This is a genomic window from Halopenitus salinus (assembly GCF_042662125.1).
GTDB lineage: Archaea > Halobacteriota > Halobacteria > Halobacteriales > Haloferacaceae > Halopenitus > Halopenitus salinus.
The window spans coordinates 31,655-53,713 of sequence record NZ_JBHSXL010000010.1 but is presented as its reverse complement, the minus strand read 5'-3'; the positions used below and the strand labels follow the sequence as shown (position 1 = coordinate 53,713).

At 58.0% G+C, this 22,059-nt stretch carries 23 protein-coding genes; 16 read left to right on the top strand and 7 right to left on the bottom strand.

Annotated elements, in window-relative coordinates:
- Window positions 1-133 precede the first annotated feature (133 nt).
- Both dapB and dapA read right to left on the bottom strand, forming a co-directional pair.
- Complete coding sequence (gene dapB, locus ACFQE9_RS13645; protein WP_379745798.1) at window positions 134-928, bottom strand: 4-hydroxy-tetrahydrodipicolinate reductase; 795 nt, start codon at window positions 926-928, stop codon at window positions 134-136.
- The gene (gene dapA, locus ACFQE9_RS13640; RefSeq protein ID WP_379745795.1) at window positions 925-1,860 is read right to left on the bottom strand and encodes a 4-hydroxy-tetrahydrodipicolinate synthase; all 936 of its coding nucleotides are present in this window, start codon (window positions 1,858-1,860) and stop codon (window positions 925-927) included. The genes dapB and dapA overlap by 4 nt, the downstream gene beginning before the upstream one ends.
- Window positions 1,861-2,272: 412 nt before the next feature.
- Between dapA and ACFQE9_RS13635 the strand changes: the two genes are divergently transcribed.
- Window positions 2,273-2,437, top strand: coding sequence for a hypothetical protein (locus tag ACFQE9_RS13635; protein ID WP_379745792.1), 165 nt, complete (start codon window positions 2,273-2,275; stop codon window positions 2,435-2,437).
- Between the two features lie 15 nt (window positions 2,438-2,452).
- On the opposite strand, the gene ACFQE9_RS13630 is transcribed toward ACFQE9_RS13635, so the two are convergent.
- Complete coding sequence (locus ACFQE9_RS13630) at window positions 2,453-3,085, bottom strand: hypothetical protein (protein WP_379745789.1); 633 nt, start codon at window positions 3,083-3,085, stop codon at window positions 2,453-2,455.
- Window positions 3,085-3,474 carry a hypothetical protein gene (locus tag ACFQE9_RS13625; RefSeq protein WP_379745786.1) on the bottom strand — a complete coding sequence of 130 codons (390 nt, stop codon included), beginning with the start codon at window positions 3,472-3,474 and terminating at the stop codon, window positions 3,085-3,087. The genes ACFQE9_RS13630 and ACFQE9_RS13625 overlap by 1 nt, the downstream gene beginning before the upstream one ends.
- Before the next feature lie 515 nt (window positions 3,475-3,989).
- Between ACFQE9_RS13625 and ACFQE9_RS13620 the strand changes: the two genes are divergently transcribed.
- Window positions 3,990-4,190, top strand: coding sequence for a hypothetical protein (locus ACFQE9_RS13620; RefSeq protein WP_379745783.1), 201 nt, complete (start codon window positions 3,990-3,992; stop codon window positions 4,188-4,190).
- Window positions 4,191-4,510: 320 nt separating this feature from the next.
- Here the strand turns inward: ACFQE9_RS13620 and ACFQE9_RS13615 are convergent, their stop codons facing one another.
- Window positions 4,511-5,332: an IS5-like element ISHla4 family transposase gene (locus tag ACFQE9_RS13615; protein WP_271933227.1), complete on the bottom strand. Its 822-nt coding sequence runs from the start codon at window positions 5,330-5,332 to the stop codon at window positions 4,511-4,513.
- 54 nt (window positions 5,333-5,386) lie between these two features.
- On the opposite strand from ACFQE9_RS13615, the gene ACFQE9_RS13610 reads away from it, so the two are divergent.
- The 6 genes from ACFQE9_RS13610 to ACFQE9_RS13585 all read left to right on the top strand — a co-directional run bounded on the left by ACFQE9_RS13610 (window position 5,387) and on the right by ACFQE9_RS13585 (window position 12,983).
- Window positions 5,387-5,788: a hypothetical protein gene (locus tag ACFQE9_RS13610; RefSeq protein WP_379745780.1), complete on the top strand. Its 402-nt coding sequence runs from the start codon at window positions 5,387-5,389 to the stop codon at window positions 5,786-5,788.
- Window positions 5,789-5,888: 100 nt separating this feature from the next.
- Entirely contained in the window at window positions 5,889-6,668 is a 780-nt protein-coding gene (locus ACFQE9_RS13605; RefSeq protein WP_379745776.1) for a hypothetical protein, read from the top strand.
- Between the two features lie 148 nt (window positions 6,669-6,816).
- A complete protein-coding gene (locus ACFQE9_RS13600) occupies window positions 6,817-8,163 on the top strand; it encodes a hypothetical protein (protein WP_379745773.1) in 1,347 nt (448 codons plus the stop codon).
- A 183-nt stretch (window positions 8,164-8,346) separates the two neighbouring features.
- Window positions 8,347-8,892, top strand: coding sequence for a hypothetical protein (locus ACFQE9_RS13595; RefSeq protein ID WP_379745770.1), 546 nt, complete (start codon window positions 8,347-8,349; stop codon window positions 8,890-8,892).
- Window positions 8,893-8,948: 56 nt separating this feature from the next.
- Window positions 8,949-9,776 carry an IS5 family transposase gene (locus ACFQE9_RS13590; protein ID WP_379745768.1) on the top strand — a complete coding sequence of 276 codons (828 nt, stop codon included), beginning with the start codon at window positions 8,949-8,951 and terminating at the stop codon, window positions 9,774-9,776.
- Between the two features lie 129 nt (window positions 9,777-9,905).
- Window positions 9,906-12,983: a hypothetical protein gene (locus tag ACFQE9_RS13585; RefSeq protein ID WP_379745765.1), complete on the top strand. Its 3,078-nt coding sequence runs from the start codon at window positions 9,906-9,908 to the stop codon at window positions 12,981-12,983.
- Window positions 12,984-12,991: 8 nt separating this feature from the next.
- On the opposite strand, the gene ACFQE9_RS13580 is transcribed toward ACFQE9_RS13585, so the two are convergent.
- Both ACFQE9_RS13580 and ACFQE9_RS13575 read right to left on the bottom strand, forming a co-directional pair.
- Complete coding sequence (locus tag ACFQE9_RS13580) at window positions 12,992-13,687, bottom strand: transposase (protein ID WP_379745762.1); 696 nt, start codon at window positions 13,685-13,687, stop codon at window positions 12,992-12,994.
- 1,204 nt (window positions 13,688-14,891) lie between these two features.
- On the bottom strand, window positions 14,892-15,125 hold the full coding sequence (locus ACFQE9_RS13575) for a helix-turn-helix domain-containing protein (protein WP_379745760.1): 234 nt from the start codon (window positions 15,123-15,125) through the stop codon (window positions 14,892-14,894).
- A 193-nt stretch (window positions 15,126-15,318) separates the two neighbouring features.
- Here ACFQE9_RS13575 and ACFQE9_RS13570 point away from each other — a divergent pair, with 193 nt between their 5' ends.
- From ACFQE9_RS13570 to ACFQE9_RS13535, 8 genes are all read left to right on the top strand, one after another.
- A complete protein-coding gene (locus ACFQE9_RS13570; RefSeq protein WP_379745757.1) occupies window positions 15,319-15,534 on the top strand; it encodes a hypothetical protein in 216 nt (71 codons plus the stop codon).
- Entirely contained in the window at window positions 15,527-15,808 is a 282-nt protein-coding gene (locus ACFQE9_RS13565; protein ID WP_379745754.1) for a hypothetical protein, read from the top strand. The genes ACFQE9_RS13570 and ACFQE9_RS13565 overlap by 8 nt, the downstream gene beginning before the upstream one ends.
- Window positions 15,805-15,939: a hypothetical protein gene (locus tag ACFQE9_RS13560; protein ID WP_379745751.1), complete on the top strand. Its 135-nt coding sequence runs from the start codon at window positions 15,805-15,807 to the stop codon at window positions 15,937-15,939. Before ACFQE9_RS13565 ends, ACFQE9_RS13560 begins: the two co-directional genes overlap by 4 nt.
- Window positions 15,940-15,948: 9 nt before the next feature.
- Entirely contained in the window at window positions 15,949-16,803 is an 855-nt protein-coding gene (locus tag ACFQE9_RS13555) for a hypothetical protein (protein ID WP_379745748.1), read from the top strand.
- Window positions 16,800-17,540: a DUF8168 family protein gene (locus tag ACFQE9_RS13550; protein WP_379745745.1), complete on the top strand. Its 741-nt coding sequence runs from the start codon at window positions 16,800-16,802 to the stop codon at window positions 17,538-17,540. The genes ACFQE9_RS13555 and ACFQE9_RS13550 overlap by 4 nt, the downstream gene beginning before the upstream one ends.
- Window positions 17,537-18,430 (top strand): hypothetical protein, encoded by an 894-nt coding sequence (locus ACFQE9_RS13545; RefSeq protein ID WP_379745742.1) that lies wholly within the window; start codon window positions 17,537-17,539, stop codon window positions 18,428-18,430. Before ACFQE9_RS13550 ends, ACFQE9_RS13545 begins: the two co-directional genes overlap by 4 nt.
- 125 nt (window positions 18,431-18,555) lie before the next feature.
- Complete coding sequence (locus ACFQE9_RS13540) at window positions 18,556-19,053, top strand: LabA-like NYN domain-containing protein (RefSeq protein ID WP_379745739.1); 498 nt, start codon at window positions 18,556-18,558, stop codon at window positions 19,051-19,053.
- A gap of 190 nt (window positions 19,054-19,243) precedes the next feature.
- Window positions 19,244-21,916 (top strand): heavy metal translocating P-type ATPase, encoded by a 2,673-nt coding sequence (locus tag ACFQE9_RS13535; protein WP_379745736.1) that lies wholly within the window; start codon window positions 19,244-19,246, stop codon window positions 21,914-21,916.
- Window positions 21,917-22,059: the final 143 nt, after the last annotated feature.

Here is a 22,059-nt window from a genome sequence, read left to right as displayed (position 1 = left end):
ATCGGTGGTCGAGTGGCGGTATTTATGCGTCGGTTCGTGAGGCGGGATATCGTGAATCGTTCGTAGGGCGTGATCTCTCGAGTCGTCTCGTCGATCACGAGTCGTCTCGTCGATCACGAGTCGTCGATGACGGTCACGAGCCGTCGATGACGTCGTCGAAGGTGTACCACCCCGCCTCGCGGTCGGCGAGCCAGCCGGCAGCGTCGAGCGCCCCGGCCGCGAACACCCCGCGGTCGCCGGCCCGATGGACCAGCTCGAGAACCTCGTGGTTGTCCGCGAGCAGCACCTCGTGTTCGCCGGTGACGTCGCCGGCGCGGCGCGCGTGGACCCCGATCTCGCCCGGTTCGCGGGGGGCGTGGCCCTCACGGCCGTGGACGCGTCCGTCCGGCGAGAGGTCCTCGCGAACGTCCTCGACGTCCGCGAGGATGGTGTTCGCGGTGCCGGAGGGCGCGTCCCGCTTGCCGTTGTGGTGAGTCTCCGTCACCTCGACGTCGTATCCGGGAAGCGCCGCGACCGCCTCGCGAACCGCGCGTCTGAGGGCGGCGACCCCCCGCGAGAAGTTGGCCGCCTTGAGCACCGGCACCGACGAGGCGGCTTCCTGGAGCTTCGCGAGTTCGTCCCCGGAGAATCCGGTCGTTCCGGTGACGAGCGGCACGTCGGCGTCCGCACAGGCGTCGGCGTACGCGAGCGCGGAGGCCGGACCGGTGAAATCGACGGCGACGTCGGGATCGACGGCGGCGAGCCGGTCCGCGAACTCCGAGGCGGGGTCGACCGCGACGCCCGCGACGGGCTCCGTCTCCGAGCGGTTCACGGCCAGGACCACGGACATCCCCTCACGATCCGCGGCCGCCTCGATCACCTCACGGCCCATCCGGCCGCCGGCCCCGGTGACGGCGAGCCGGAGGGTGCCCGGATCGCCCGAACTCATCGAGAGGCCTCCGGCGTGGCGAACGCGCCGATCTCGCCGGGCGCCGCGGTCTCGTACTCGCGGAGCAGCGCCTCGAGGTCGTCGCGGTGTTCCTCCGAGAGGCGGGTCAGCGGCGGGCGCAGGTCCGGGCGGCCCCGGTCGCGGATCGCCATCGCCTCCTTGACGGGGATCGGGTTCGTCTCGACGAAGAGTTCGCGACAAAGCGGCGAGAGCTCGTGGTGGATCTCGCGTGCGCGCTCGTAGTCGCCCGCGAGCGCCGACCCGACCATCGCGCAGGTCCGCTCGGGCTCGACGTTCGCGACGACGCTTATCGTGCCGGTCCCGCCGACCGAGAGGATCGGCAGGGTGAGGCCGTCGTCGCCCGACAGCACCGCGAACTCCTCGTCGGCGGTGCGTTCGACGACCTCGCTGATCAGGCCCAGATCGCCGGAGGCGGCCTTGTAGCCCACGATGTTCTCGTGTTCCGCAAGCCGCGCCGTCACGTCGACGGGGATCGACCGGCCGGTCCGCGAGGGGACGTTGTAGACGATCTGCGGCAGGTCGACGGCGTCGGCGATGGCCGTGTAGTGCTCGTAGAAGCCCTCGGGCTCGGGCTTGTTGTAGTACGGCGAGATGAGGAGCAGGCCGTCGGCGTCGGCGTCCGCGGCGCGCCGCGACAGCGAGAGCGCCTCGGCGGTGTTGTTCGATCCGGTCCCGGCGATGACCGGGACGTCATCGACCGCCTCGGAGACGGTCTCTATCACGTCGACGTGCTCGTCGTGGGACAGCGTCGCCGACTCGCCGGTCGATCCGACCGGTACCAGGCCGTCGACGCCGGCGGCCTCCAGATACCGCGCGTTGTCGGCGAGCTGTTCGTGGTCGATCTCGTCCCGTTCGGTGAAGGGGGTCGTCATCGCGGGCATCACGCCCTCGAAGGGTTGGGTCGTCGTCATTGGTGGATCTCGTGTGGTTCGTGGTGTGTTCGTGGTCGTCGGTTCGGTCGTTGGTCGTTGGTCGTCGGCTCGCGGTCGTCGATTCGATCGTCGGTCGAGCCGCAGTGGGTTCGCGGTCGTGGATCGATTCGATCGTCGGCCGGTTCGGAGCCATCGGTCGTCTCCCGAACGACGTCGAAGACGTCGCTGTCGGGGACATCGGGGGCCGCCCGGGACGGGGTCGCCACTCCCGCCGACGGGCGTTTCAGGCGCGTTTTTTCGAGAAGAGCCGCGTCGCTGGCGATGCCGGCGTGCCCTGGATGGACGCGGAGTTCGTCACACGCGTGAGTGCGTCCTTCGGTTGCTTATAGATTTCGGCTCGTGAGTCAGCCTCGACCCAACGCTTATCCGACTCATGGCCCGAGGTGGCACAATGAGCCTGTTCAGAAAGGCCGGGACGGAATTCGAGCGGGCGAAGCGAGCGGTCATCGGGAACGAGGAGGCGGCGTTCGTCTGTACGAGCTGCGAGGAGGACCTCACCGAGGAGCACTCGCATTGTCCCCACTGCGGTGAGGCGACCGTCGAATCGCTCGAGTGAGCAAGCTTCGCGGCGTTATCGTCGCTCGATCGTGACCGACAGGTCGTCGACGTAGTGGGTCGCGTCGGCCTCCCAAATGACCGCCGTTCCGACGGCGAAGTGGAGCGTGTCGGTCGACAGCTCCGGAGTCGTCCACTCGAAGGAGTACTCGTGCCACCCATCGGAGAGCCACAGCGGCTCCCGAAGCCCGCCGTAGGGCGTCTCGCCGAAGTCGCTCGAGTTGACGCCCAGCTGCGGGAAGTCCTCCTCCGTCGCCGCCGTCTCCGGCCCGAGCCGCATCACGGCGTGGCGGATGGTGTTGAACGACTCGGACTCGCTCCAGAACTGCGCCGTGGCCTCGATCTCGTACGCCCGCCCCGGCTCGACGGCGATCGGATGTGTCGCCCAGCTCACGCCGTCGTCGTAGTCCCCCTCGTTCCACACGCGCAGGGAGCGGTCGCCCTCGACGGCCTCCGTCTCCGAGACGTCGATCTCCCACTCGAAGTCCTCGAGGTCGACCTCCGGCCCGATCGCCGCCTCGCGTTCCCAGTCGCCGAGCCCGTCCTCGAAGCCCTCGGAGAACGCGGCGCCATCGCTCCCGCCGACACAGCCGGCGACGCCCGCAAGTCCGACCGCCGCACCGGTCCGGAGCACCTCACGACGATACATTACGATCGCCGCTCGCTTGTCGCCCGTATCGCGAGTAGCACGCAGCCGACGCCGATCGCGCGAACGACCGAGACGAAGCGGTCGCGCCAGACGATCGACCTCGGACGCTCGTAGCCGATCCGAGCGCCGAACGCGAGGTATCGCTCCGGGATCGCCGCCGCGAGCGCGCCGATGGCGCCGACGAGCCCCATGGTCCACGCGTACGCCCGGCCGCCGACGAGAGCGATCGCCACATAGGCGATCCCCTCCGCCCGCACGGCCGAGGGGAGCCACGGCTTCGCGGTCGGTTCGTCGGGCGACGCGACGGCGATCGACTCGTACCACTCGATCACGCGGTCGGGAATCGCCGCCAGGACGAGCCCGAGAACGCCGAGGAGGAGTCTGGACATGCCCGGGTCTACGCCCCGCTCATAGAAAAACCGGTGGTCGATCGGCGGGATTCGCCTCGGGTTCCCGGAACGAGCTGGTCACGTTCACGCGGCACCCGACGCCGACCAGTGCCAAGCACCTTAACAGTAGTTGAAAACACAGCGATTCTATTCAGCAACCCCTGCCGAGAATCAGTCGGCGTTTGAGGTGCTCCAACCCTCTCCAAGAAGGTCGCCAAATACCTATAGATCTTCTGATAGTTCGGTCGGAATCTAGAGATCTCGTGGGTCGTCCTCGATGGCCTGCATCCGCTCACCAGCGGTCAACTGCTTCCCCTTGCTCAGGTCTTGGCCAGTCTCTTCCGCAGGCGGACATTCGTCACCGCCCAGGTGTTGAAGAGGAGTGCCGCGAAGTTGGTGTAGAACGATCGAAGCGCCGGGTCTCGTGATCCGCATTTGGTGAGGAGCTCCTTGATCACCCGAAAGTCCGTACCTTCATGGTTTCAAGATACGTGTGGTCCATTGTGAAATTACAAATGGGCAAGGACATCGAGTTTATCGACCGCCCTGAGAAGTATGTGGCGGCTTGTAATGCTGTGGTCAACTTCTGGAAAGATCATACTCAACCACTCAATGACTTGAAACACGGATTCCGCCTTCTTCCATTCGACAGGGACACCTTTGAGGACATGATTGGCTCTGTTGAAATCCCATTCTTCAGACATATTCTCGACTGAAACAGCCGTTCGCTGAAGACTGCGAACTTCTCGGATTTTCACCACCGCAAACGGTATACTGTATTGGAGTTATCGTTCTAATATGTCTGGGACTGTTCGGGAATCGCTTGAAGACTGGTATAATCCGAGTATTCAGTCGGCGATGATTGTCTTGATGGGTTCGAGTTTTTGCCTCTTTCTGTTCCTCAACAGTCCCGATTTCACGAACCCGTACTACGTTTTCGGAGTCGGAGTGATGAGCTTCTCAATCGTCTTTGCGGCGCTTATGCTCATTTCTGTGCTACTGAAGCGCCGATAGACTACTCCCCTGTATTGACCGATCAGAGTGATCGATCTACGTTATGAATGAGACAGGCGATGGTGAGTTCACGGAACTGCTTCCACCAGCGCCGTGACCGGACAAACGCGCCGTACTTCCGCTTGAGTGTTGAGTTGACAGTCTCGGATTGACTCCGCTGACCGTAGAGATCAGTGTCTAAGCGTACGTTCCATGCCTTATGGAGTGACGTGAACTCACGATGCTTGATCAGTGGTCGAACTTCGTGTTGCCGGGCGAGCCGCCTGATCTTCTGATCGTCGTAGCCTTTGTCACCGAGCAACACATCAATATCGTCGGGATTGCGCTTGATCAACGATGGAGCGATCTGGCTATCATGTTTTCGAGTCGTCGTCACGTGTAGATCGAGAATTGCGTTCACCTTCGCATCGACCAGCAACGTCACCTTGAGCTGCTGAATCGTGAGTTCGGCACGTTTTGTGTAGTGTTTCGAAGCGTGACTACGGTCGAACCCTGACGCATCAACACCAACAACGCCGCTCGTCGGAAGTAACGTCGCTGAGAGAGTCAAAATGATACGCCACACAGCCATATCAAGCCGGTTGAACGCCTTACAGAGCGTTGAAGCAGTAGGAAGCTCGGTTAGCCCGAGAACACGACGGATGCGTGGCATCTCGATCAGTTCGTCAAGTAGGCCACGGTAGGTCGTGTTCTTCCGCACTTTGAGACACAGCAGAACAACGTGCTGCGGGAGTGTATAGCGGTGTTTGGAGAACTTCGAGGAGTATCGAGAAACAGCTCGGCGGGCCAGATGGATCGCCTTCTCAGTAAACCGGAGAATCTGCGACTTCGGGAGGGGCTTCATCTCGTCGAATTACAGGACGAACATGTAACTCTCTGAGGATTTCAACAGAGCCACATGATTGATATGGGACTTCTCCACTCCAGCGATGACAGTGTGGACATAGAGGCGAAGCTGGATGAATATCAGAGAACTAAAGACGAGTATCTATACTTTTGGAGGCTTGAGGTCGACGAACTACCAGATCCAGAAGAGTTTGATACGACGGAGGATGTTGAAATCGGAATGAGGTTGGTTGTCTACCGGACAGACGCAACGCAGTGTAAGGAACTGGCTGATATTACTCTCCGACTCCTTCACAATCTGTTCGGGAGAGGTGGAGAAAACAGGGTAGTTGACTCGATTCAATCCTTAGTTGGAGAAGGCAATGAGTCAATGACTATGCTTGATGATTTCTTGAGAGGACATATCGTTTACACAACAGGACGACCAGAAGGTGTAGAGGATCTCGACCGATAAAGGAAGCCTCGCCAGGGCTTTGTCTACGGTGTCACAGATATAAACCAATTTTTGAAGTATCGGAAGTGCTTTTATTACCGCTTAGCTGAGCTAATGAGCTATGGATATACGGGACAGGATTGGGAAGGTACGAGAGAAGATAGATTGGACAAATGCCTTTGCCGGGTTTTTAGTCTCTGCTCTGTTGTCTCCCCTAATTGCTCCTTTCGTAACCTCTCTTGTAACGCCAGTTTTTCTCGGAGCGGGAATATTTCCCACTCCTGATTTGCAAGCGGAGGTTCAACAAACCGAGGCTGGATACCCGGAAGGCGCGACCGTAGAACGCTTCGATAACATCACGTGGGAGTCTGGATACGAGGTCTATCGAGTCAGATTTAGTCATAATGGCGGACCAACTCTTTCGCGAGCGGTTTTTGAGGTTAGATTCCCCGGGTGTATCAAGAACGTTCAAGTTCCAGGTTCGAACAGAGGGTACGGTGCCATCACTATCAATAATCCTCTTAAACCACAGATAGAAGCATCCAATCGGCCAGATTCGGAAGTCGTAGGCTGCACAGCCCAGATTGTTACCGAGAATATCCATACCCACGAAGGCTATACCGCTGAATTTGTAGTTGACCACACTCACTCGAAATGTGATATGCTGACAGCCTATAACCCCAATCGTGAATTCTTCGTTGAGTATGAGTGGCAAGAAAACGGTCAGAAAGTCGAACGACGGTTAGTCGGTGAGATCCAAAACGCGGATGAAGAGTTTAACAACGTAACCCTCCCTTCCAATTCAACCAAATTAACGCAGCAGGAGGACTATGCGGCTTATCTATATGCCGTTGGAAACGGGAACGAACGCCAGGCCATGAATACCTGCTACGGGTCCTAATCTCTATTTAGAAATCGAATTTCGACGAAAAGTCATACTGAGAGTAATAGACTATCTACAGGTAACAGAACCATCTTTTCAAGAAAGGCTCTATGAAATCTCTCCCACCAAGGCAACCCTTTTGACTCATGTAATCAATTTGCGAACAATGACAGATACGGTCGAGCAATCGACCAGAGAGGAATTAACCAATTCCTTTGAGACTGCTGTTGAGTTCATCGGGCGAGATTGGCTAGAAAGCCAATTTGAAGAGCATTTTGACAACGACCCGGATGAGACAGTCGATTTTCGAACTGACGAAAAGCCAGATCTACTTATTCAGTATCATCTTGCTTCTGTATACCTCGGAAAGCGTGAGGAGAAGTTTCCTGAGTTCGTTCCTGAAGGGCAACCGAATGAACCCGCTCTTCGGTTCACGAACTTGGGTAAATTCATTTCCGAATTGGATTCCGCTGGTATCGTTACGCCCGAAGGCCAGTCAGTGGACAAATCTCTTCGCGACTTTTTTTCCCATCGACTTCGAAACCCCGACGAGTACAAGCAATCTTCCTATGAAATCAAGGTGGGAAGTATCTACTCTCAATTGGGGGACGAAGTGTTATTCATCGAAGAAGGGAATCAAAAAGCCCCAGATATTCTGATTCCTTGCGAAAACACAGAAGTCAGAATCGAATGCAAGCGGTGTGGAATACCCGGTGATCTTAATAAGCGAGACGGAATCTACCAGTCTCTGATTAATAGGCTCACATCGGTTTCGCAAACTCCTGCTATCTTTCTTTTTGATTTCAGTAGAGTTCCGACACCAGAAGAGGCTCAGAAAATTGATGAATATCTGCCGGATGAATTGTGTCGTTCGACCGAGGCAGAGGTGAGTGTTCCGTTTGGTTCAATTCGAGTACTCCCTTACCGAGAGTATACCAGAACGAAGCGGATTCCAATAGCGGGATTGGACGCGGGAGAACAACTCGAATTCTTCTACGACTATTATATCAAACCCGTAATATATGCTAAAACCGGAGAAGAGCTAGAGTTATACGAGGACTTTGAAAGAGCGACTATTGAGACACATGAAAACAAAGTTGCCATCTCAAGCAGAGAAGCAGACTACTTTGACCCAATGTTCGTTGGGCTAAGATTCGACAGTGAGGACGACCTGATTACGCCAATCGTTCGGCAGTTTGACGCTACAAGAGGCAAATTTGATAAGGAGCATCCGAATCTCCTTCATATTGATGTTCCCTATCTGGAGAAGCTATCTCGAGACGATTTTGTTAGGCTTCATCAGCGACTGCGCGGTAAACTCAAGGTCAATAGCCGAGTGTCCGCGGTAGTCGTTACAACTGAATTCACCGAATGGAATGAGAATAACCAGTTGGATTACGCTATTTTCTGCGGGTCAGAAGAAAATTTAGACCCGTATATCGCTGTCCCAGATGACTTTGAGCTGCCCGGATATTCCTTGGAAGAGATGCGTGATAACCCGATGTTTGAATGAAATAGCAGATTCGTCGGAAAAGTGTCTGGTCAAGAACTTCTATGACTTCAGCTGGTAGCAGATGTATTCAACACGAAGAGGACGGCTACAAGCATGTTCTGAGTCACGTTTCGACCGCCAGGAACTTCTATAGGAGTCTCAATCAGCCAAAGTTCTTGTTCCATGCTACAGAATCCTCCAGATATGCCTGACCCACTCACCGCGTTTGCCGCTTCAACTCTCGCATCTGAGGTCGCATCCTACGCTACGTCGAAGGTGACTACCGCTGCTCGCACCAAGTACTCGGAACTTACATTCTTAGATGAGAAAATCGAAGAAGCAGCACAGGAGACTGCTGAACGCTACCCAGAGCTAGACACTGAGACCCTACCTGCTCTTTTTGACTCTGAAGAGATCGCAGAACGAGTTAATGATTTTCAGGATGGTGGGGATTTCCTTGAATCGGATGACGTACTTGCATCGATTGATGGTGATTTGCTGGATCCGGACCTCGACATCTCTGAGGAGGAGCTGGCCAACCAGTTTCTGAGTATACTCCAGCAGAAAATAGCCGAAGATGATGATTTGGCATTCAAACTTCTCATCGCATACAATCAGAGAATATTCGATTACGCCCTTCGGCTTGGGGAAACCCAAGAAGAAATCCTGTTTTCCCTTGAGAAAGTAGCAGGTCGAAACCAAAATGAGCGGTCGTATACTGCTTTCACAGGCTCTGGTGAATCGCTGTAAGACGACGGGATAGGTCGTCAAATCAAAGGAAGTGAAGCGGGAAATCGCCGATGCCTATGTCGAAGATCTCCCGCTTCACGAGCAAGGCGGTCACGTTAGCTAAAAATGCTGTTGGTGGCCGAGGCGAAGCCGCCGCCCCCGAAGGGGGTGGTGGCTTCGCCGACTATGCCGTCGTTTCGCTCCATTGTCTCCGGATTTACTTAGAGAAATCCTACCGCGAGGCGCTTGATCTCCTGAGTGAGATGCCACAAATATTGGCCGAGATCGGCCTCGAAGAGGGCGATCTCCCTGATCACTCGACGTTGGTAAAGGCGTTTGATAGGTTCGAGATGAAAGTCTGGCGAGTGCTGCTGCGCCTCTCGGCGCAGCTGCACGACACCGCCGATCACGCCGCGATGGACGCGACATTCTTCGACCGTGAAACCGCTAGCAAGCACTACTGTCGCCGGACGAACTACCGCGTTCAAACGCTGAAAACGACCGCGCTCGTCGATACAAAAACACAAGCTGTACTCGACGTTCACTGTACGACCGAGAAACGCCACGACACGCAGATCGGCTGGCAACTCGCCCTCCGCAACGCGGGCGAGATTGCCAGCCTCGCCGCCGACAAAGGCTACGATTGGCAGCACTTACGCGAGAAATTACGCGAAGAAGGCGTGAGACCGCTGATCAAGCACCGTGAGTTCCGACCCGTCGATTGCGCGCATAACGCGCGCATCGACGAGTCTCTATACGGCCAGAGAGCGCTGTCTGAGACCGTTTTCTCAACGATCAAGCGGACGCTCGGCCACGCGGTGCGTGCCCGAGCGTGGTACCGCGAATTTCGTGAGATCGTCCTGATGTGTGCGGTCTACAACACCAAGCGAGCCGTGAAACAGTGAAACCAAGCGCCTTCTGGCGATTCACCAGAGCCCAATAGAGAGGATGAATTTGAGAAAATAACCAACTTCGTAAACTCAGAATATCAAGCACTGATTGTTGGTGGCTCATCAGGAATTGGAAAAACACGGTTGGCCTTTGAGGCGGCGTTGCGGATACAGTCCTCAAAACCGAGTTGGAATATTTACGCAGTGAATCCATTAGCTGATATTGAACGCGGCCTATCCGAGATTGATTTTAACGAGGAAGAGAATCTTCTGTTCTTACTGGATGATGCCCGAGATTCAGAGAAAATCGAGCTTCTATGCCGTATTGTGGAGGAAAAAGAGAACGATATCAAGCTCCTCTTTACAGAACAGCCTTGGTTCGTAGCAACCAGACAGAAGGAGACTACACGCTCCGGCTTAGCAACAGAACAGATGAGCTTGGGGCCGCTGAGTGCGAATGCGATCCAAGATCTCCTACAAAACGAATACGGAATTCGAGATCCCAATACTTGGCGCTGGGTCACTAGCAACAGTGAGGGAAACGTTCTACTCATACATCAATTGGCCAAATGGCTGCTCTCTGAGGAACCGGATGGTTCAGGTCCCTCGTCGCAAGAGGACAGATTTTCACTAGCATTTGACCAAAACTTTGCCGACCTAGAGCGATACGCATCGCACACGAGTCTCGACCGATCTACTCTGGAGCAGTATATCGGCTACCTTGCTGCTGTTGGACAACTCAATACGAAGAATGACGACCTCATGGAGGAGTTCGTTGATGTACTGCCACTAAATGAATCAGAAGAGAAACGATACCGCCGAATTGTGGGTTCTGCTGGTATCGTTGAAGACAAGAATGGCCGCCTACAGATTCAGCCGCTTGCCCTTAGAACACATATAGCCTATAAAACATTCTTTACCGGTCCGGCGTTTGATTTCAAAGATGACATCTACAAACCGTTCTCCAATTACTTTGAAAAGCCGTTAGTCGATACACTGATTCGAATAGCAGGAAGATATGACTGCCGAGAAGCCGAACAAATTCTAGATGGAGTTGTGGAAGAGTACATTGAATCTACAGATGAGATACCAATCACGAAGCGAGCTCAGATCTTATCCTACTTTGAGAATTTAGGCCATAATCAGCCCGATCTCGCTCTGGAGCTTGTCACTGCGTTTTTAGAGGAAGAAGTTTCTGACGACGCAGACCAGACAGATGAGATTTGGATGCCAGGTCTGCTAGAGGATCCAACTCCAACGGGGAATTTTCTACTTCGATGCACGAAAATACTCTGGCATACCTTATTAAGAAGGCCAGAAGATAGCGTCTCTCTCCTAATGGTGATTGCCCGAGATTATCCTGGTTCAGCGGTTAGAAACAAAGTCTTCCAGTACATCCGACAGGAAATTGAACCAAGTAGAGAGAAACATCCCGAAGCCCAGCTTGAACTGCTTTCTGTGCTGGAAGATCACCTACAATCAGATTTGGACATTGAACTCAAGAATGAGCTAATTGATGTTATCGGTAACCTTTCGCGCGAGCAAACGGAAGACCATTTCCAAGATCCAGCAGAGCGTGACAGATTCTTCTTCCAACGAGGCCCAGTACCTCTTTCCGAACAACGGAAGCAGATTCGAGTTGAAGCAGTCAAGATTCTGTCCGAACTTGTCTGGGATTCAGATTCGCAGCATCTCAGGAAGAATGCAGCTGGAAAGGTGTCTCGTTTCTGCACGTCTCAAGTTCGATATAAGGGGAGAACTGGAGAGCTGATTAACCGCGATGAGCTGGTTCTTATTTATCGCTACGCCACGGCCTATGCTTCGTTCAGTAGAGACTTAGAAAGTCTCCAGCAGCTCGATTCCCTGATCACTCGAAATATAGAAGATTTGGAGGTCGAATCAAGTGCGGTTGCACTCCAAGATGCGTATCTGAAAAATGAACTTTACCAGCAAATGCGGTTGATGAATCCACAAGTTCGTGGATTGCAGGAACAAGAAGCTCGGATAACGGGGTATATTGAAACAATTGACGCGCCGTGGGATGACGAAATTAAGCGGATTGAGGAGGTATTAGCCCGTTCGAGTTCGACATATAATCAGTTCTTCCGATTGCTTGGCAAGCTGAAGCCCGAGATGAGCGATCAAATTCTTGAACAAGATTCTGACGCACTAGAGCCATGTAGAGTATCTATCATTACCGGTATGAGTATCTCATCTCCTGATAAAGCGAAGAGGATTGCCGAAGAAGCGGCTGACAAAAACAATGTAGTTGAGGCGTGCGCTGCAATTCGGCAGTTGTTGGTTTCTGACCGGACATTCGCTGTTAATATCTATGAAGAATTATTGGATGATACAGCACCCCATACGGAGGAGGAAGCTATTCAGCTTGTAAGGTGTATCCATGGTGAGTGGGAAGACAACTCTGAGTGGACAGAGAATAAATTAGCGGAGATTCTTATTGACTCAACTGAGGTCACTCCAGGACTGCTTGAATTTGTCCTTCGTGTACTTCCATCGCATGATGAAGAGGAAATGCAGACCGTATCGGAATCCTTGTTGACTGAAATCTTGTCAGCAGCAGAGACGTTCCGGAGTTTGAATGAACCATATGAACTAAGAATGGTTCTATCGGAGGTATCGGAGCGTAATCCAAAGGCCTTCGTTGATTTCTGCTGCGAAAGAGTTGATCGTCAAGACAGGAGGATAGGGTTGTTCCCCCGTGATTTTTCAATCGATGCAGAACGGATGCGTGACAGCACGCAATACTCAGAGGCTGTAGACACTGTAGTTGAGCTGATTGTTGACCCAGACGAGTGGAGTGCCTACGGTGGCCTATTCGCTGTCTTCCCGACTGCTGAGGTCGTAGAACGACTCATCGAAGATATAGATGATTTCTCGGAGAAGGAGGTGATCAGAATTCTGCATTATTGCGATTCTGCTCCGCTAAATGACCACATTGACCGGCTTTTGAGAGTATGTATGGATAGAGGAATAGACAATATTCGTCGGAACGATCGTGCTCAGTCAGCAATCCACGCCGTGATTATTAATTCGACGGGTGTCCAAGTTGGCCCGACTACTGAGGAATCATACTCACGCCAGTTCGAACTCGTTCGAAGATGGAAAGATGACGAGAGTCTTAGTCCAAGAGTCCGTCAGTTTGCCCGTAATCTTGAGGATGATCTTTATGATATGGTGGAAGAGGATATAGATCCCCTCTAAAATTACTATCAATCTGCGTCTGACGAGGCCCAGCCAGCGTCGAGTATATCTCCAAATACCTGCCGCGTCTCTGGTGGTTCGGTCGGAATCCGAAGATCGCGCGGGTCGTCCTCGATGGCCTGCATCAGCTCTCCAGCAGTCAGTTGCTTCCCCTCGCTCAGTTCCTCGCCCGTCTCTTCGGCGCGGAGGATGTTCGCCACCGTCCAGATGTTGAAGAGGTGGGCCGCGAAGTTAAAGTAAAACGCCCGTATCGCCGGATTCCGCGATGCTGACTTGGCGAGGAACTCCTCCTTAATCACGCGGAAGTCCGTCTCGATGCCCCACCGACGCCGGTACGCTTCACCAAGCTCCTCCGGTGGAACCTCTTCGGGATGCAGGTTCGTGTAGAAGTATGTGTAGTCGTCCATCGGTACATCAGCCTCTGACTTGCGCAGTTTCACCGTCTTGTCCGACTTCAATCCGACCGCGTAGTAGCTGTTCCCGTCGAGGTCGCCGACCCCGTAGGGGTAGTACGACGACCGGGGATCGGCACGCGCCATCCCGTTCAGGAAGTGTTTGACCGTCTTCCCCGACTTGCGGCCCTGCATCACGAGTTCCAGGCCCCGCTCGGTGATGGTCGAAATCGCATCTGAGTTGTAGAACTCCGTTCCAGCGTCGAGGTAGACACGGCCAATATCGACGTGTTGCCGGCTCAAACGGAGCATCCGGCGGATGTACTTCGGTGTCTTCGACTTTATCCTTGACGGGGAGCACGACCAGAATCAGCGGTGTGTCGGTCCCGACGAGAGCGAGTGTGATATATTTCCACGCCCACGAGTAGTTCCGGCCCGGCTTCGTCCCACGGATGAATTCGTTACTCTCTGAGTCGCCGTAGAATGGCCAGTCCGTGATGTCGATAGCAACCTCTGCCTCTTCGGAGAAGTAGTCGTGCCGGGCGGCGATATCGAATAGCACCTTGTTCGCCTCCCGGAACATCCGTATGACTGACTCCCGCGAGGACTTCCGCAGGTGGTGCGTAAGGTTCTGGCCTGTCGGAATGTCGCCATCGTCGTAGAACGGCTTGTACTTGAGGTTCTTCGCGGCGTCGTTGACGAACCCATTCCCGTTCGTGGCGGCGATGAGCACCCGGAGCGCGGCGTCCTTCGTCACTTCCGTGCTGTCGTCGCGCTTCAGCCGGATGTACTTGAACGTCTTCGAGCGCAGCTCCCGAGCGATCACCTGGACCGGCGGAAACCCCTCACCGTCAGTGACTATCGTGTCCGGCGTTGGGTCACGGAACCAGTATTCGATCTTCGTGTCCTGCATCTGCCGGACCAGCGTCTCAGTCTGACTCGCGTAGTAGTGCCGTGCATCCTCGTCCATCCGCCCCGGCATCCGGTTCAACGTCGGCTGACTCACCGAGTCCTCGATGCCTAACGCCTCCCGGATTTCAGGATCGTTGATGGCACGAGCAACCTCCGACTGGTTGAGTGCCGAGAGGTCGAAGAACAAATACAGCCGCGTTGCGTCCTCTCCGTCCAGATTCTCCGTGAGAGCCTCGTTTTTCCCTTTGGACCAGTAGTAGTGTCGAAGCTGGACTTTCCCGAGGGCCTTTGCAAGCCGATGCTCGGGTGTTTCCAGTTCGTCGTACCGATATCCTTTCTCCGCCCAATTGTAGACGCGGTAGGCTTCTGATTTGATGACTTCCCACAGCGGGGGCGTGATGTTGTTAGCCGGATTTCGGACTGGGAGTTCCGTGTAGCCCCACGGATCTATTCGGCGATCATCTGGCAGCTGCCTCTTGGCCTCGGTGTACCGGCTTAAGATTTCTGTCTTCTCTTGCCACCGCTCGTGGATTTCACCCTTCGACTCAGGCTCACGGTCGGCGTCCTCGTCTTTATCCTTTGCCATCCACCGGAGTCCTCCGTCTCACTCCTGCTCGGCCGACCAAACCAGAGAATTACCGACCTTCTTTTTCGAAACACGTCCCTCGTCCAGAAGGCCCCGAAGGCGATAATCCGCACTCTGACGGGCGATTCCAAGCTCGTCAGCCACTTCTTTCGTACCCGCGGGCTCGTGAGTACGCACAGCCTCAAGCACCTCCTCATCGGTGTGTTCGGGCTCGAATCGGCCGCCTTTGTTTCTTTCGCGGTCTTCGTCCATTACTCTCTAAGTAGCAGGTATTTCCCTTCAACCTTCTGCTCGGTGGCAGAAGGCATAACACTTATTACAGTATGCTATGTAGCAGAAGGTACGAAGGAAGCCCGGCCCCTCGGGGCGTGACTGTCGTAGGAAATGCCCGCGTGCTTGGAACACGCGGGCCGGGTTCCCCAAGGCGATTGAAGAACCCATGTCAATGAAGACATCCGCCGGACTTCAGGATTCCGGCACGGCAGACGAATCGGACGGCGAGAACATCGAAGCCGACCCTGCTCTCTCGGAGTTGATCGACCGGCACGAGGATACCGACTGGAGCAAGGTGCCGGGCATCAGCGCAACTGAAGCAAGTGCGTGGACTGCCCGACTGATCGAGGCCCAAGAAACCATTCAGGAGGGTGAGTTCGATGAGTGACGGCGAGGCGTCGGTGACGATTTCCGGCACCGGTGAGGTCGCTGGAGCGGTCGGCTATGATGTCGAGCACGTCGAACTCGACGGCGGTGAGACGCAACTCGTCCGGATCACGTTTGACTTGTGGGAGCTGTCCGCGTCGGTGGACTTCCACGTCGATCAGGCCGAGGAGTTCATAATCCAGCTCCGGGACGAAGTTGTCCGCGCGAAGCAGGCGCGCTTGGAGTGGGAGACCAACACCGATCCCGAGAGCGGCATCGCGGAGGTATGTGAATGACGGCAGACGAGGCCCGCGTTACGGCTCGCATCTTCCGCACCGAGGATGGCGAAACCTTCCACGAATACGAGGTCAGTGGTATCGGCTACGATAGTCTCGATGCCCTCGAATCTGCACTCAACACTCGCTAACTCGAAACTATGCTTGAAGACATCGACCACGACGTGTTCGTGCGAATCCAGACCGACCTGCTGGTGGTCGGCGACAGCATCATGACCGACAGACACCACGCCAGCAACGGCAACTACGAGGACGACGACCCGCAGAACCAGATCGGCGGCATCATCCCGGCGTTCAGCCTCTCTGGTTGGCTTCGCCACGGGATGGAGAAGGTCGTCCAGGAACGCGGTGGCACTGCCTGCCACCCCGGAGAGGCGAACGCGAACTTCCGCAAGGACGGCGTCTACAACCGCGACCTCGACGCCGGGTATCACCCGAAAGGCGACTGCCTCGAAGACGGCAACGGGTGCGTGATTCTGGACCTCTTCGGCGGCTTCGGGAACCGCCCCGGCAAGGTGATGCGCCGCCCGATCCAGTTCTCACCGGTCCGCTCCAGCGTGGACTACACGCGCGGGCAGGCCGAAGGCCACTACCGGCGGCTCAACCGCAACGTCGTCTCCCGGAACCCGGAAGACAACCGTGAGCCGCTACGGAACGCCGAACTGGACGCCGTCGGGAACTTCGACGGTGCGTGGCACCTCTCCTTCCGGGAGATAAAGCCCGAGTTCGTCGCGCTTCTCGCCGAAACCATCGACTACTTGGACGCTCACAAGACCGACTTCATGCACCAACTTGGTGGTGCGCGGAACTTCGGCGGTGGAATCGTCGATTGCGAGCTCGTGAACCCGTTCTACAATGAGACCGAGCTCCGCCGCGTCTTCGACCGCGGGAAGGGCAAGACGCAGAAGATGGAGGAGAAGGACGACGAGTGGGCCGATGAATATCTGCCAGAGTTCAAGAGCGCACTGTCGGCACGTGTGGAGGCTGAATCGTGACCGACACGATGCTCACCGCCTTCCGGCACGACGCTCACAAGTTCACCGGCGAGAGCCACGAGGACGCCCGCGACGTGTTCGCTGGCGTGCCCGTGAACCAGTCGGTGCCCAAGGGCGCGGACGGCGATGCGGCGGCGCTCTCGCGGCCTCAGCAGAAGCAGGAGCAGACCGTCCCGACCCACGACGACCACTACCGACTCTCTCTGCTCACCGGCGAGACGGCCTACGCCCCTGGTGAGTTCTCGCAGGCGACGATCGAGAGCGAAGTGTCGGACCTCATCGGCATCGAGGACGCACAGACCGCGCACGAGCGGTGGCTGGCGTCCGACGTGGCCGCCGCGTTCAACGAGTCGGTGTATCAACCGTACACCTCGTTGAAGTTCCACACGCTGCTCGTGGCGGCGCTACTGGACAACTACCGGGCCGACCACGACTTCGGCGACCTCCAGCTCATCGTGGACCCGGCGGGCGAGGTCGTCCCGTTCCGCACGGTCTTCGACGGCGACCGTTTCGCGCTCCGTATCGACGAGAACACCGACGGGAATCCGTCGGCCCGGCTTGGGAGTCGTCCGTGGCGGTCGTGGGCGTCAGTGTGGAACCGCCTGACGGCGCACCCGCTGGATACCGGCCAAGATAAGTACGACATGACCCTCGATGCCAACCTTCGGCGGATGCAGTCCTGGAGCGCGGCGCTCCAGTACATCGAGGACTACCACGAGTGGAGGCCCGACCGATGACGGCGATTCAGCAAGTGCTGTGGGAGCTGCGGATGGACTACATCGGCCACCCGTACTACGTCTCGGGGAACGCCATCCTGCACGCCCTCGGTCCCGAAACGCACGGGTCGGTGTCGGCCAGTCATGGCGTCTTCGTCCCCGGTCAGTTCGGGACGTTCCCCGAGGAACACACGCAGTCGGGCATTCGCCCGTACCTCGGGAGCGGCCTGCCCGACGTCGAGGCCTACGACGACCTCTTCCTACAGCGGGAAGCGATGCACCCATGGTTGCTGGACACCCGCGCTCGGGACGCGCTGAACACGCACGATCTCCGCGTCCACGGCGGCCACCCGGCACTCGCCCACGAGACGATCATGGGTCGCCGGGAGGACCAGCGGAAGCAACAGCAGACGACGAAATGGTATGTTCACGCCTACCTGCACGCCGATGACCCGGCGGTACTCCCGCTCGGCGAGGATGTGCTGGAGGGCCTCCAGTTCGGCGGCAAGCGGAACTACGGCTACGGCGAGGTCCAGCTGAAAGATACTCAGATGGTGGACCTCGATGAACTGGACTACTCGCGGCTCGAAGGCGCGGAGACGTACCTCATCGAACTCGTGACGCCGTTCGTGGTGGAGTCGGAGTATCCCGACGCGAGCGACCGGCCTGTCCCGTGGTGGTGGGCCGAGGACCGCGACGATCTGCGGCTCCGCGAGGAGAAGATCCTCGAACAGCGCGAGGTATTCAGGCTGGAGACGGTGGACCATGGGCAGGTCGTGAAGTACATCGGGGACCGCCCGGTGGAGACCGCGAAGAACGGCCTCACTCGGGTCGGCTCACACTCCCGATATGGCTTCGGAGAACTGCGTCTAAAGCCCCTCGGCGAACAGTATCAAGAATCAGAGAAGTAACGACTAACAGGCGACTAATGGAACACCAGGATCAGGATGAATCGGGCGAGAAAAGTACAGCGGTGCAGCTGAATAAAGAAATCGTATTACCAACAACTGATAACGGAGGCGGCAGAAGGGCCGGTATGACCGACATTCACCCGGACCAGCGCGTCGCCGTCCTCGCGGACTCACAGAACCTCTATCACTCCGCACAGAGCGTCTACTCGCGGAACATCGACTACTCGGCGCTGTTGGACAAGGCCGTTCAGGACCGCCGGCTGGTGCGGGCGATCGCCTACGTGATCCGCGCGGAGTCGCCCGAGGAGGAGCGCTTCTTCGAGGCGCTCTACGACATCGGCTTCGAGACGAAGATCAAGGACATCAAGACGTTCCCGGACGGGACGAAGAAGGCCGACTGGGACGTCGGGATGAGCCTCGACGCGGTGACGCTCGCGAGCCACGTCGACGTCGTCGTCCTGTGTACCGGCGACGGCGACTTCTCGCGGCTCTGCTCGCACCTGCGCCACGAGGGCGTCCGCGTCGAGGCGATGAGCTTCGAGTCCTCGACGTCGGAGGACCTCCTCGAGTCCGTCGACTCGTTCATCGATCTGGGCGCGAGAGAGGACACCTTCCTGCTTTGAATCGCCTCGAGGCCGGTCGTGAATCGTCTCGGAGGGGCTGCCGTGACTCGCCTCTGGAGATCCGGTTTCGGGTCGCCTCGAACCAACAGGTTTGCTGCCCGATCCACTTTGTATTCCAAACTATTCTCGCACAATTTCTGAAGCCTCAAAAGGGAAAGGGCACTGAATACGGAGCCCGTATGTACGGACAATGAGTCAACGGGAGAGCCACATCGACGTTCGGGGGATGAGTTGTGCGAACTGCTCACGGACCATCTCCGAGGCCGTCGGCTCCCTCGACGGCGTCTCGGAGGCGGACATCAACTTCGCGACCGACGAGGGGTCGGTCGTCTACGACCCCGAGACGGTCTCGCTCGGGGAGATATACGACGCGATCGAGGAGGCCGGATACACGCCGGTGACCGACTCGGTCACGGTCGCGATCACCGACATGTCGTGTGCGAACTGCTCGGAGACGGTCCGGGACGCCCTCGAACGGACGCCCGGCGTCGTCGACGCCGACGTCAACTTCGCGACCGACGAGGCACAGGTCACGTACAACCCGGCCGAGGCGAGCCTCGAGGACTTCTACGGGGCCATCGAGGACGCCGGCTACTCGCCCGTCCGGGAGGACGCCGAGGACGACGACTCGGGCGGCGACGTCCGAGAGGCCGCACGGGAGGAGGAGATCCGTCGACAGCTCCGGCTGACGCTGTTCGGCGCCGTGCTGTCGGTGCCCCTGCTGGCGTTCATGGCCGACCACCTGTTGGGACTCGGGCTCGTCGGCGACGAACTCCTCGGCCTGCCGTCCGGATGGATCGCGTTCGCGCTGGCGACGCCCGTCCAGCTGGTGCTCGGTCGACCCTTCTACGAGAACTCCTACAAGGCGCTCGTGAAGAACGGCCGCGCCAACATGGACGTGCTCATCGCGCTGGGCTCGTCGACCGCGTACGTCTACTCCGTGGCGGTCCTCCTCGGGGCGATCGCCGGCGGGCTCTACTTCGACACGGCGGCGTTCATCCTCGTGTTCATCACGCTCGGCAACTACCTCGAGGCCCGCTCGAAGGGCCAGGCCGGCGAGGCGCTCCGGACGCTCCTGGAGATGGAGGCGGACACGGCCACGGTCGTCGACGAGGACGGCAACGAGGAGGAGATCCCGCTCGAGGACGTCGAGGTCGGCGACCGGATGAAGGTCCGCCCCGGCGAGCAGATCCCGACCGACGGCGTCGTCGTCGACGGCCAGTCGGCGGTCGACGAGTCGATGGTGACCGGCGAGTCGGTCCCCGTGGAGAAGAACGAGGGCGACGAGGTCGTTGGCTCGACCATCAACGAGAACGGCGTCCTCGTCGTCGAGGCGACGAAGGTCGGGAGTGACACCGCGCTCCAGCAGATCGTCCAGACGGTGAAGGAGGCGCAGTCGCGCCAGCCCGACATCCAGAACCTCGCCGACCGCATCTCCGCGTACTTCGTCCCCGCGGTCATCGCGAACGCCGTGTTCTGGGGCGTCGTTTGGTACCTGTTCCCCGCGACGCTCGCTGGCGTCGTCGAGGCGCTCCCACTTTGGGGCCTCGTCGCGGGGGGTCCCGTCGCGGCCGGCGGCGTCTCGGTCTTCGAGTTCGCGGTCATCGTGTTCGCCTCGTCGGTGCTGATCGCCTGCCCCTGTGCGCTGGGGCTGGCGACGCCCGCCGCGACGATGGTCGGGACGACCCTCGGCGCCCGGAACGGCGTCCTGTTCAAGGGCGGCGACGTCCTCGAGCGCGCGAAGGACGTCGACACGGTCGTCTTCGACAAGACCGGGACGCTCACGAGAGGCGAGATGGAGTTGACCGACGTCGTCGTCCTCGATGACGACGATCAGCCGACTGCCGAACGCTCGAGCGGCGACGGGACTCCCGCCGCCGATGGAGGCGGCCAGCTGACCGCACGGAAGCGGCTCGGCGAGGACGACGTGCTCCGGCTCGCGGCCGTCGCCGAGAGCGGGAGCGAACACCCCCTCGCGCGAGCGATCGTCGATGGAGCGAAAGCCCGCGGCATCGACGTGACCGATCCGGACGACTTCGAGAACGTCCCCGGCCACGGCGTCAAAGCGACCGTCGACGGCAGGGCGGTCCGACCGACCGCCGAACGATCGGGGGAGGACGGCACGGATTCGCGAGACGGCGAGGTGCTCGTCGGAAACCGGAAACTCCTCCGCGACAACGGGATCGACCACGAGCCCGCCCAGGAGACGATGGATCGCCTCGAGCGCGAGGGGAAGACGGCGATGCTCGTCGCCTACGAGGGCGAACTCGTGGGCGTGGTGGCGAACGCCGACACGGTCAAGGAGAGCGCCAAGGACGCCGTGAGCCAGCTCCAGGCGCGCGACGTCGACGTGATGATGATCACCGGCGACAACGAGCGGACGGCCCACGCCGTGGCCGAGCAGGTCGGCATCGACCCCGGGAACGTCCGTGCGGAAGTGCTTCCCGAGGACAAGTCGGACGCCGTGGAGTCCATCCAGGACGAGGGGCGGAAGGCGATGATGGTCGGCGACGGCGTCAACGACGCGCCCGCGCTCGCGGTGGCGTACGTGGGGACGGCCATCGGGTCGGGCACGGACGTCGCCATCGAGGCCGCCGACGTCACCCTGATGCGCGACGATCCGGTGGACGTCGTGAAGGCGATCCGCATCTCCGAAGCGACGCTCGCGAAGATCAAACAGAACCTCGTGTGGGCGTTGGGGTACAACACGGCGATGATCCCGCTTGCCTCGCTCGGCCTGCTCCAGCCCGTGCTCGCCGCCGGCGCGATGGCGTTCTCCAGCGTCTCGGTGCTGTCGAACAGTCTGCTGTTCCGCCGGTACACGCCGGACGAGGAGTATCGCCTTCTCCACAGATGGCGATGATCCGAGGCGGCGTGTGTCTCGAAGCGGCAAGGCCGTTTCGGCGGTACACGCTGGATCACGACAACGAGCTGCTCAGCCGCCTTCGGTGAACGTCTTCCGATGGGGTCCACTATCCCTCCGAACGGAATACACGTTCTCCCCGG

Excerpts from the sequence above, each read along its gene's own strand:
- dapB (WP_379745798.1), bottom strand. The coding sequence starts at position 928 with ATGAGTTCGGGCGATCCGGGCACCCTCCGGCTCGCCGTCACCGGGGCC.
- dapA (WP_379745795.1), bottom strand. The coding sequence starts at position 1,860 with ATGACGACGACCCAACCCTTCGAGGGCGTGATGCCCGCGATGACGACC.
- ACFQE9_RS13635 (WP_379745792.1), top strand. The coding sequence starts at position 2,273 with ATGAGCCTGTTCAGAAAGGCCGGGACGGAATTCGAGCGGGCGAAGCGA.
- ACFQE9_RS13630 (WP_379745789.1), bottom strand. The coding sequence starts at position 3,085 with ATGTATCGTCGTGAGGTGCTCCGGACCGGTGCGGCGGTCGGACTTGCG.
- ACFQE9_RS13625 (WP_379745786.1), bottom strand. The coding sequence starts at position 3,474 with ATGTCCAGACTCCTCCTCGGCGTTCTCGGGCTCGTCCTGGCGGCGATT.
- ACFQE9_RS13620 (WP_379745783.1), top strand. The coding sequence starts at position 3,990 with ATGGGCAAGGACATCGAGTTTATCGACCGCCCTGAGAAGTATGTGGCG.
- ACFQE9_RS13615 (WP_271933227.1), bottom strand. The coding sequence starts at position 5,332 with ATGAAGCCCCTCCCGAAGTCGCAGATTCTCCGGTTTACTGAGAAGGCG.
- ACFQE9_RS13610 (WP_379745780.1), top strand. The coding sequence starts at position 5,387 with ATGATTGATATGGGACTTCTCCACTCCAGCGATGACAGTGTGGACATA.
- ACFQE9_RS13605 (WP_379745776.1), top strand. The coding sequence starts at position 5,889 with ATGGATATACGGGACAGGATTGGGAAGGTACGAGAGAAGATAGATTGG.
- ACFQE9_RS13600 (WP_379745773.1), top strand. The coding sequence starts at position 6,817 with ATGACAGATACGGTCGAGCAATCGACCAGAGAGGAATTAACCAATTCC.
- ACFQE9_RS13595 (WP_379745770.1), top strand. The coding sequence starts at position 8,347 with ATGCCTGACCCACTCACCGCGTTTGCCGCTTCAACTCTCGCATCTGAG.
- ACFQE9_RS13590 (WP_379745768.1), top strand. The coding sequence starts at position 8,949 with ATGTCGAAGATCTCCCGCTTCACGAGCAAGGCGGTCACGTTAGCTAAA.
- ACFQE9_RS13580 (WP_379745762.1), bottom strand. The coding sequence starts at position 13,687 with ATGCTCCGTTTGAGCCGGCAACACGTCGATATTGGCCGTGTCTACCTC.
- ACFQE9_RS13575 (WP_379745760.1), bottom strand. The coding sequence starts at position 15,125 with ATGGACGAAGACCGCGAAAGAAACAAAGGCGGCCGATTCGAGCCCGAA.
- ACFQE9_RS13570 (WP_379745757.1), top strand. The coding sequence starts at position 15,319 with ATGAAGACATCCGCCGGACTTCAGGATTCCGGCACGGCAGACGAATCG.
- ACFQE9_RS13565 (WP_379745754.1), top strand. The coding sequence starts at position 15,527 with ATGAGTGACGGCGAGGCGTCGGTGACGATTTCCGGCACCGGTGAGGTC.
- ACFQE9_RS13560 (WP_379745751.1), top strand. The coding sequence starts at position 15,805 with ATGACGGCAGACGAGGCCCGCGTTACGGCTCGCATCTTCCGCACCGAG.
- ACFQE9_RS13555 (WP_379745748.1), top strand. The coding sequence starts at position 15,949 with ATGCTTGAAGACATCGACCACGACGTGTTCGTGCGAATCCAGACCGAC.
- ACFQE9_RS13545 (WP_379745742.1), top strand. The coding sequence starts at position 17,537 with ATGACGGCGATTCAGCAAGTGCTGTGGGAGCTGCGGATGGACTACATC.
- ACFQE9_RS13540 (WP_379745739.1), top strand. The coding sequence starts at position 18,556 with ATGACCGACATTCACCCGGACCAGCGCGTCGCCGTCCTCGCGGACTCA.
- ACFQE9_RS13535 (WP_379745736.1), top strand. The coding sequence starts at position 19,244 with ATGAGTCAACGGGAGAGCCACATCGACGTTCGGGGGATGAGTTGTGCG.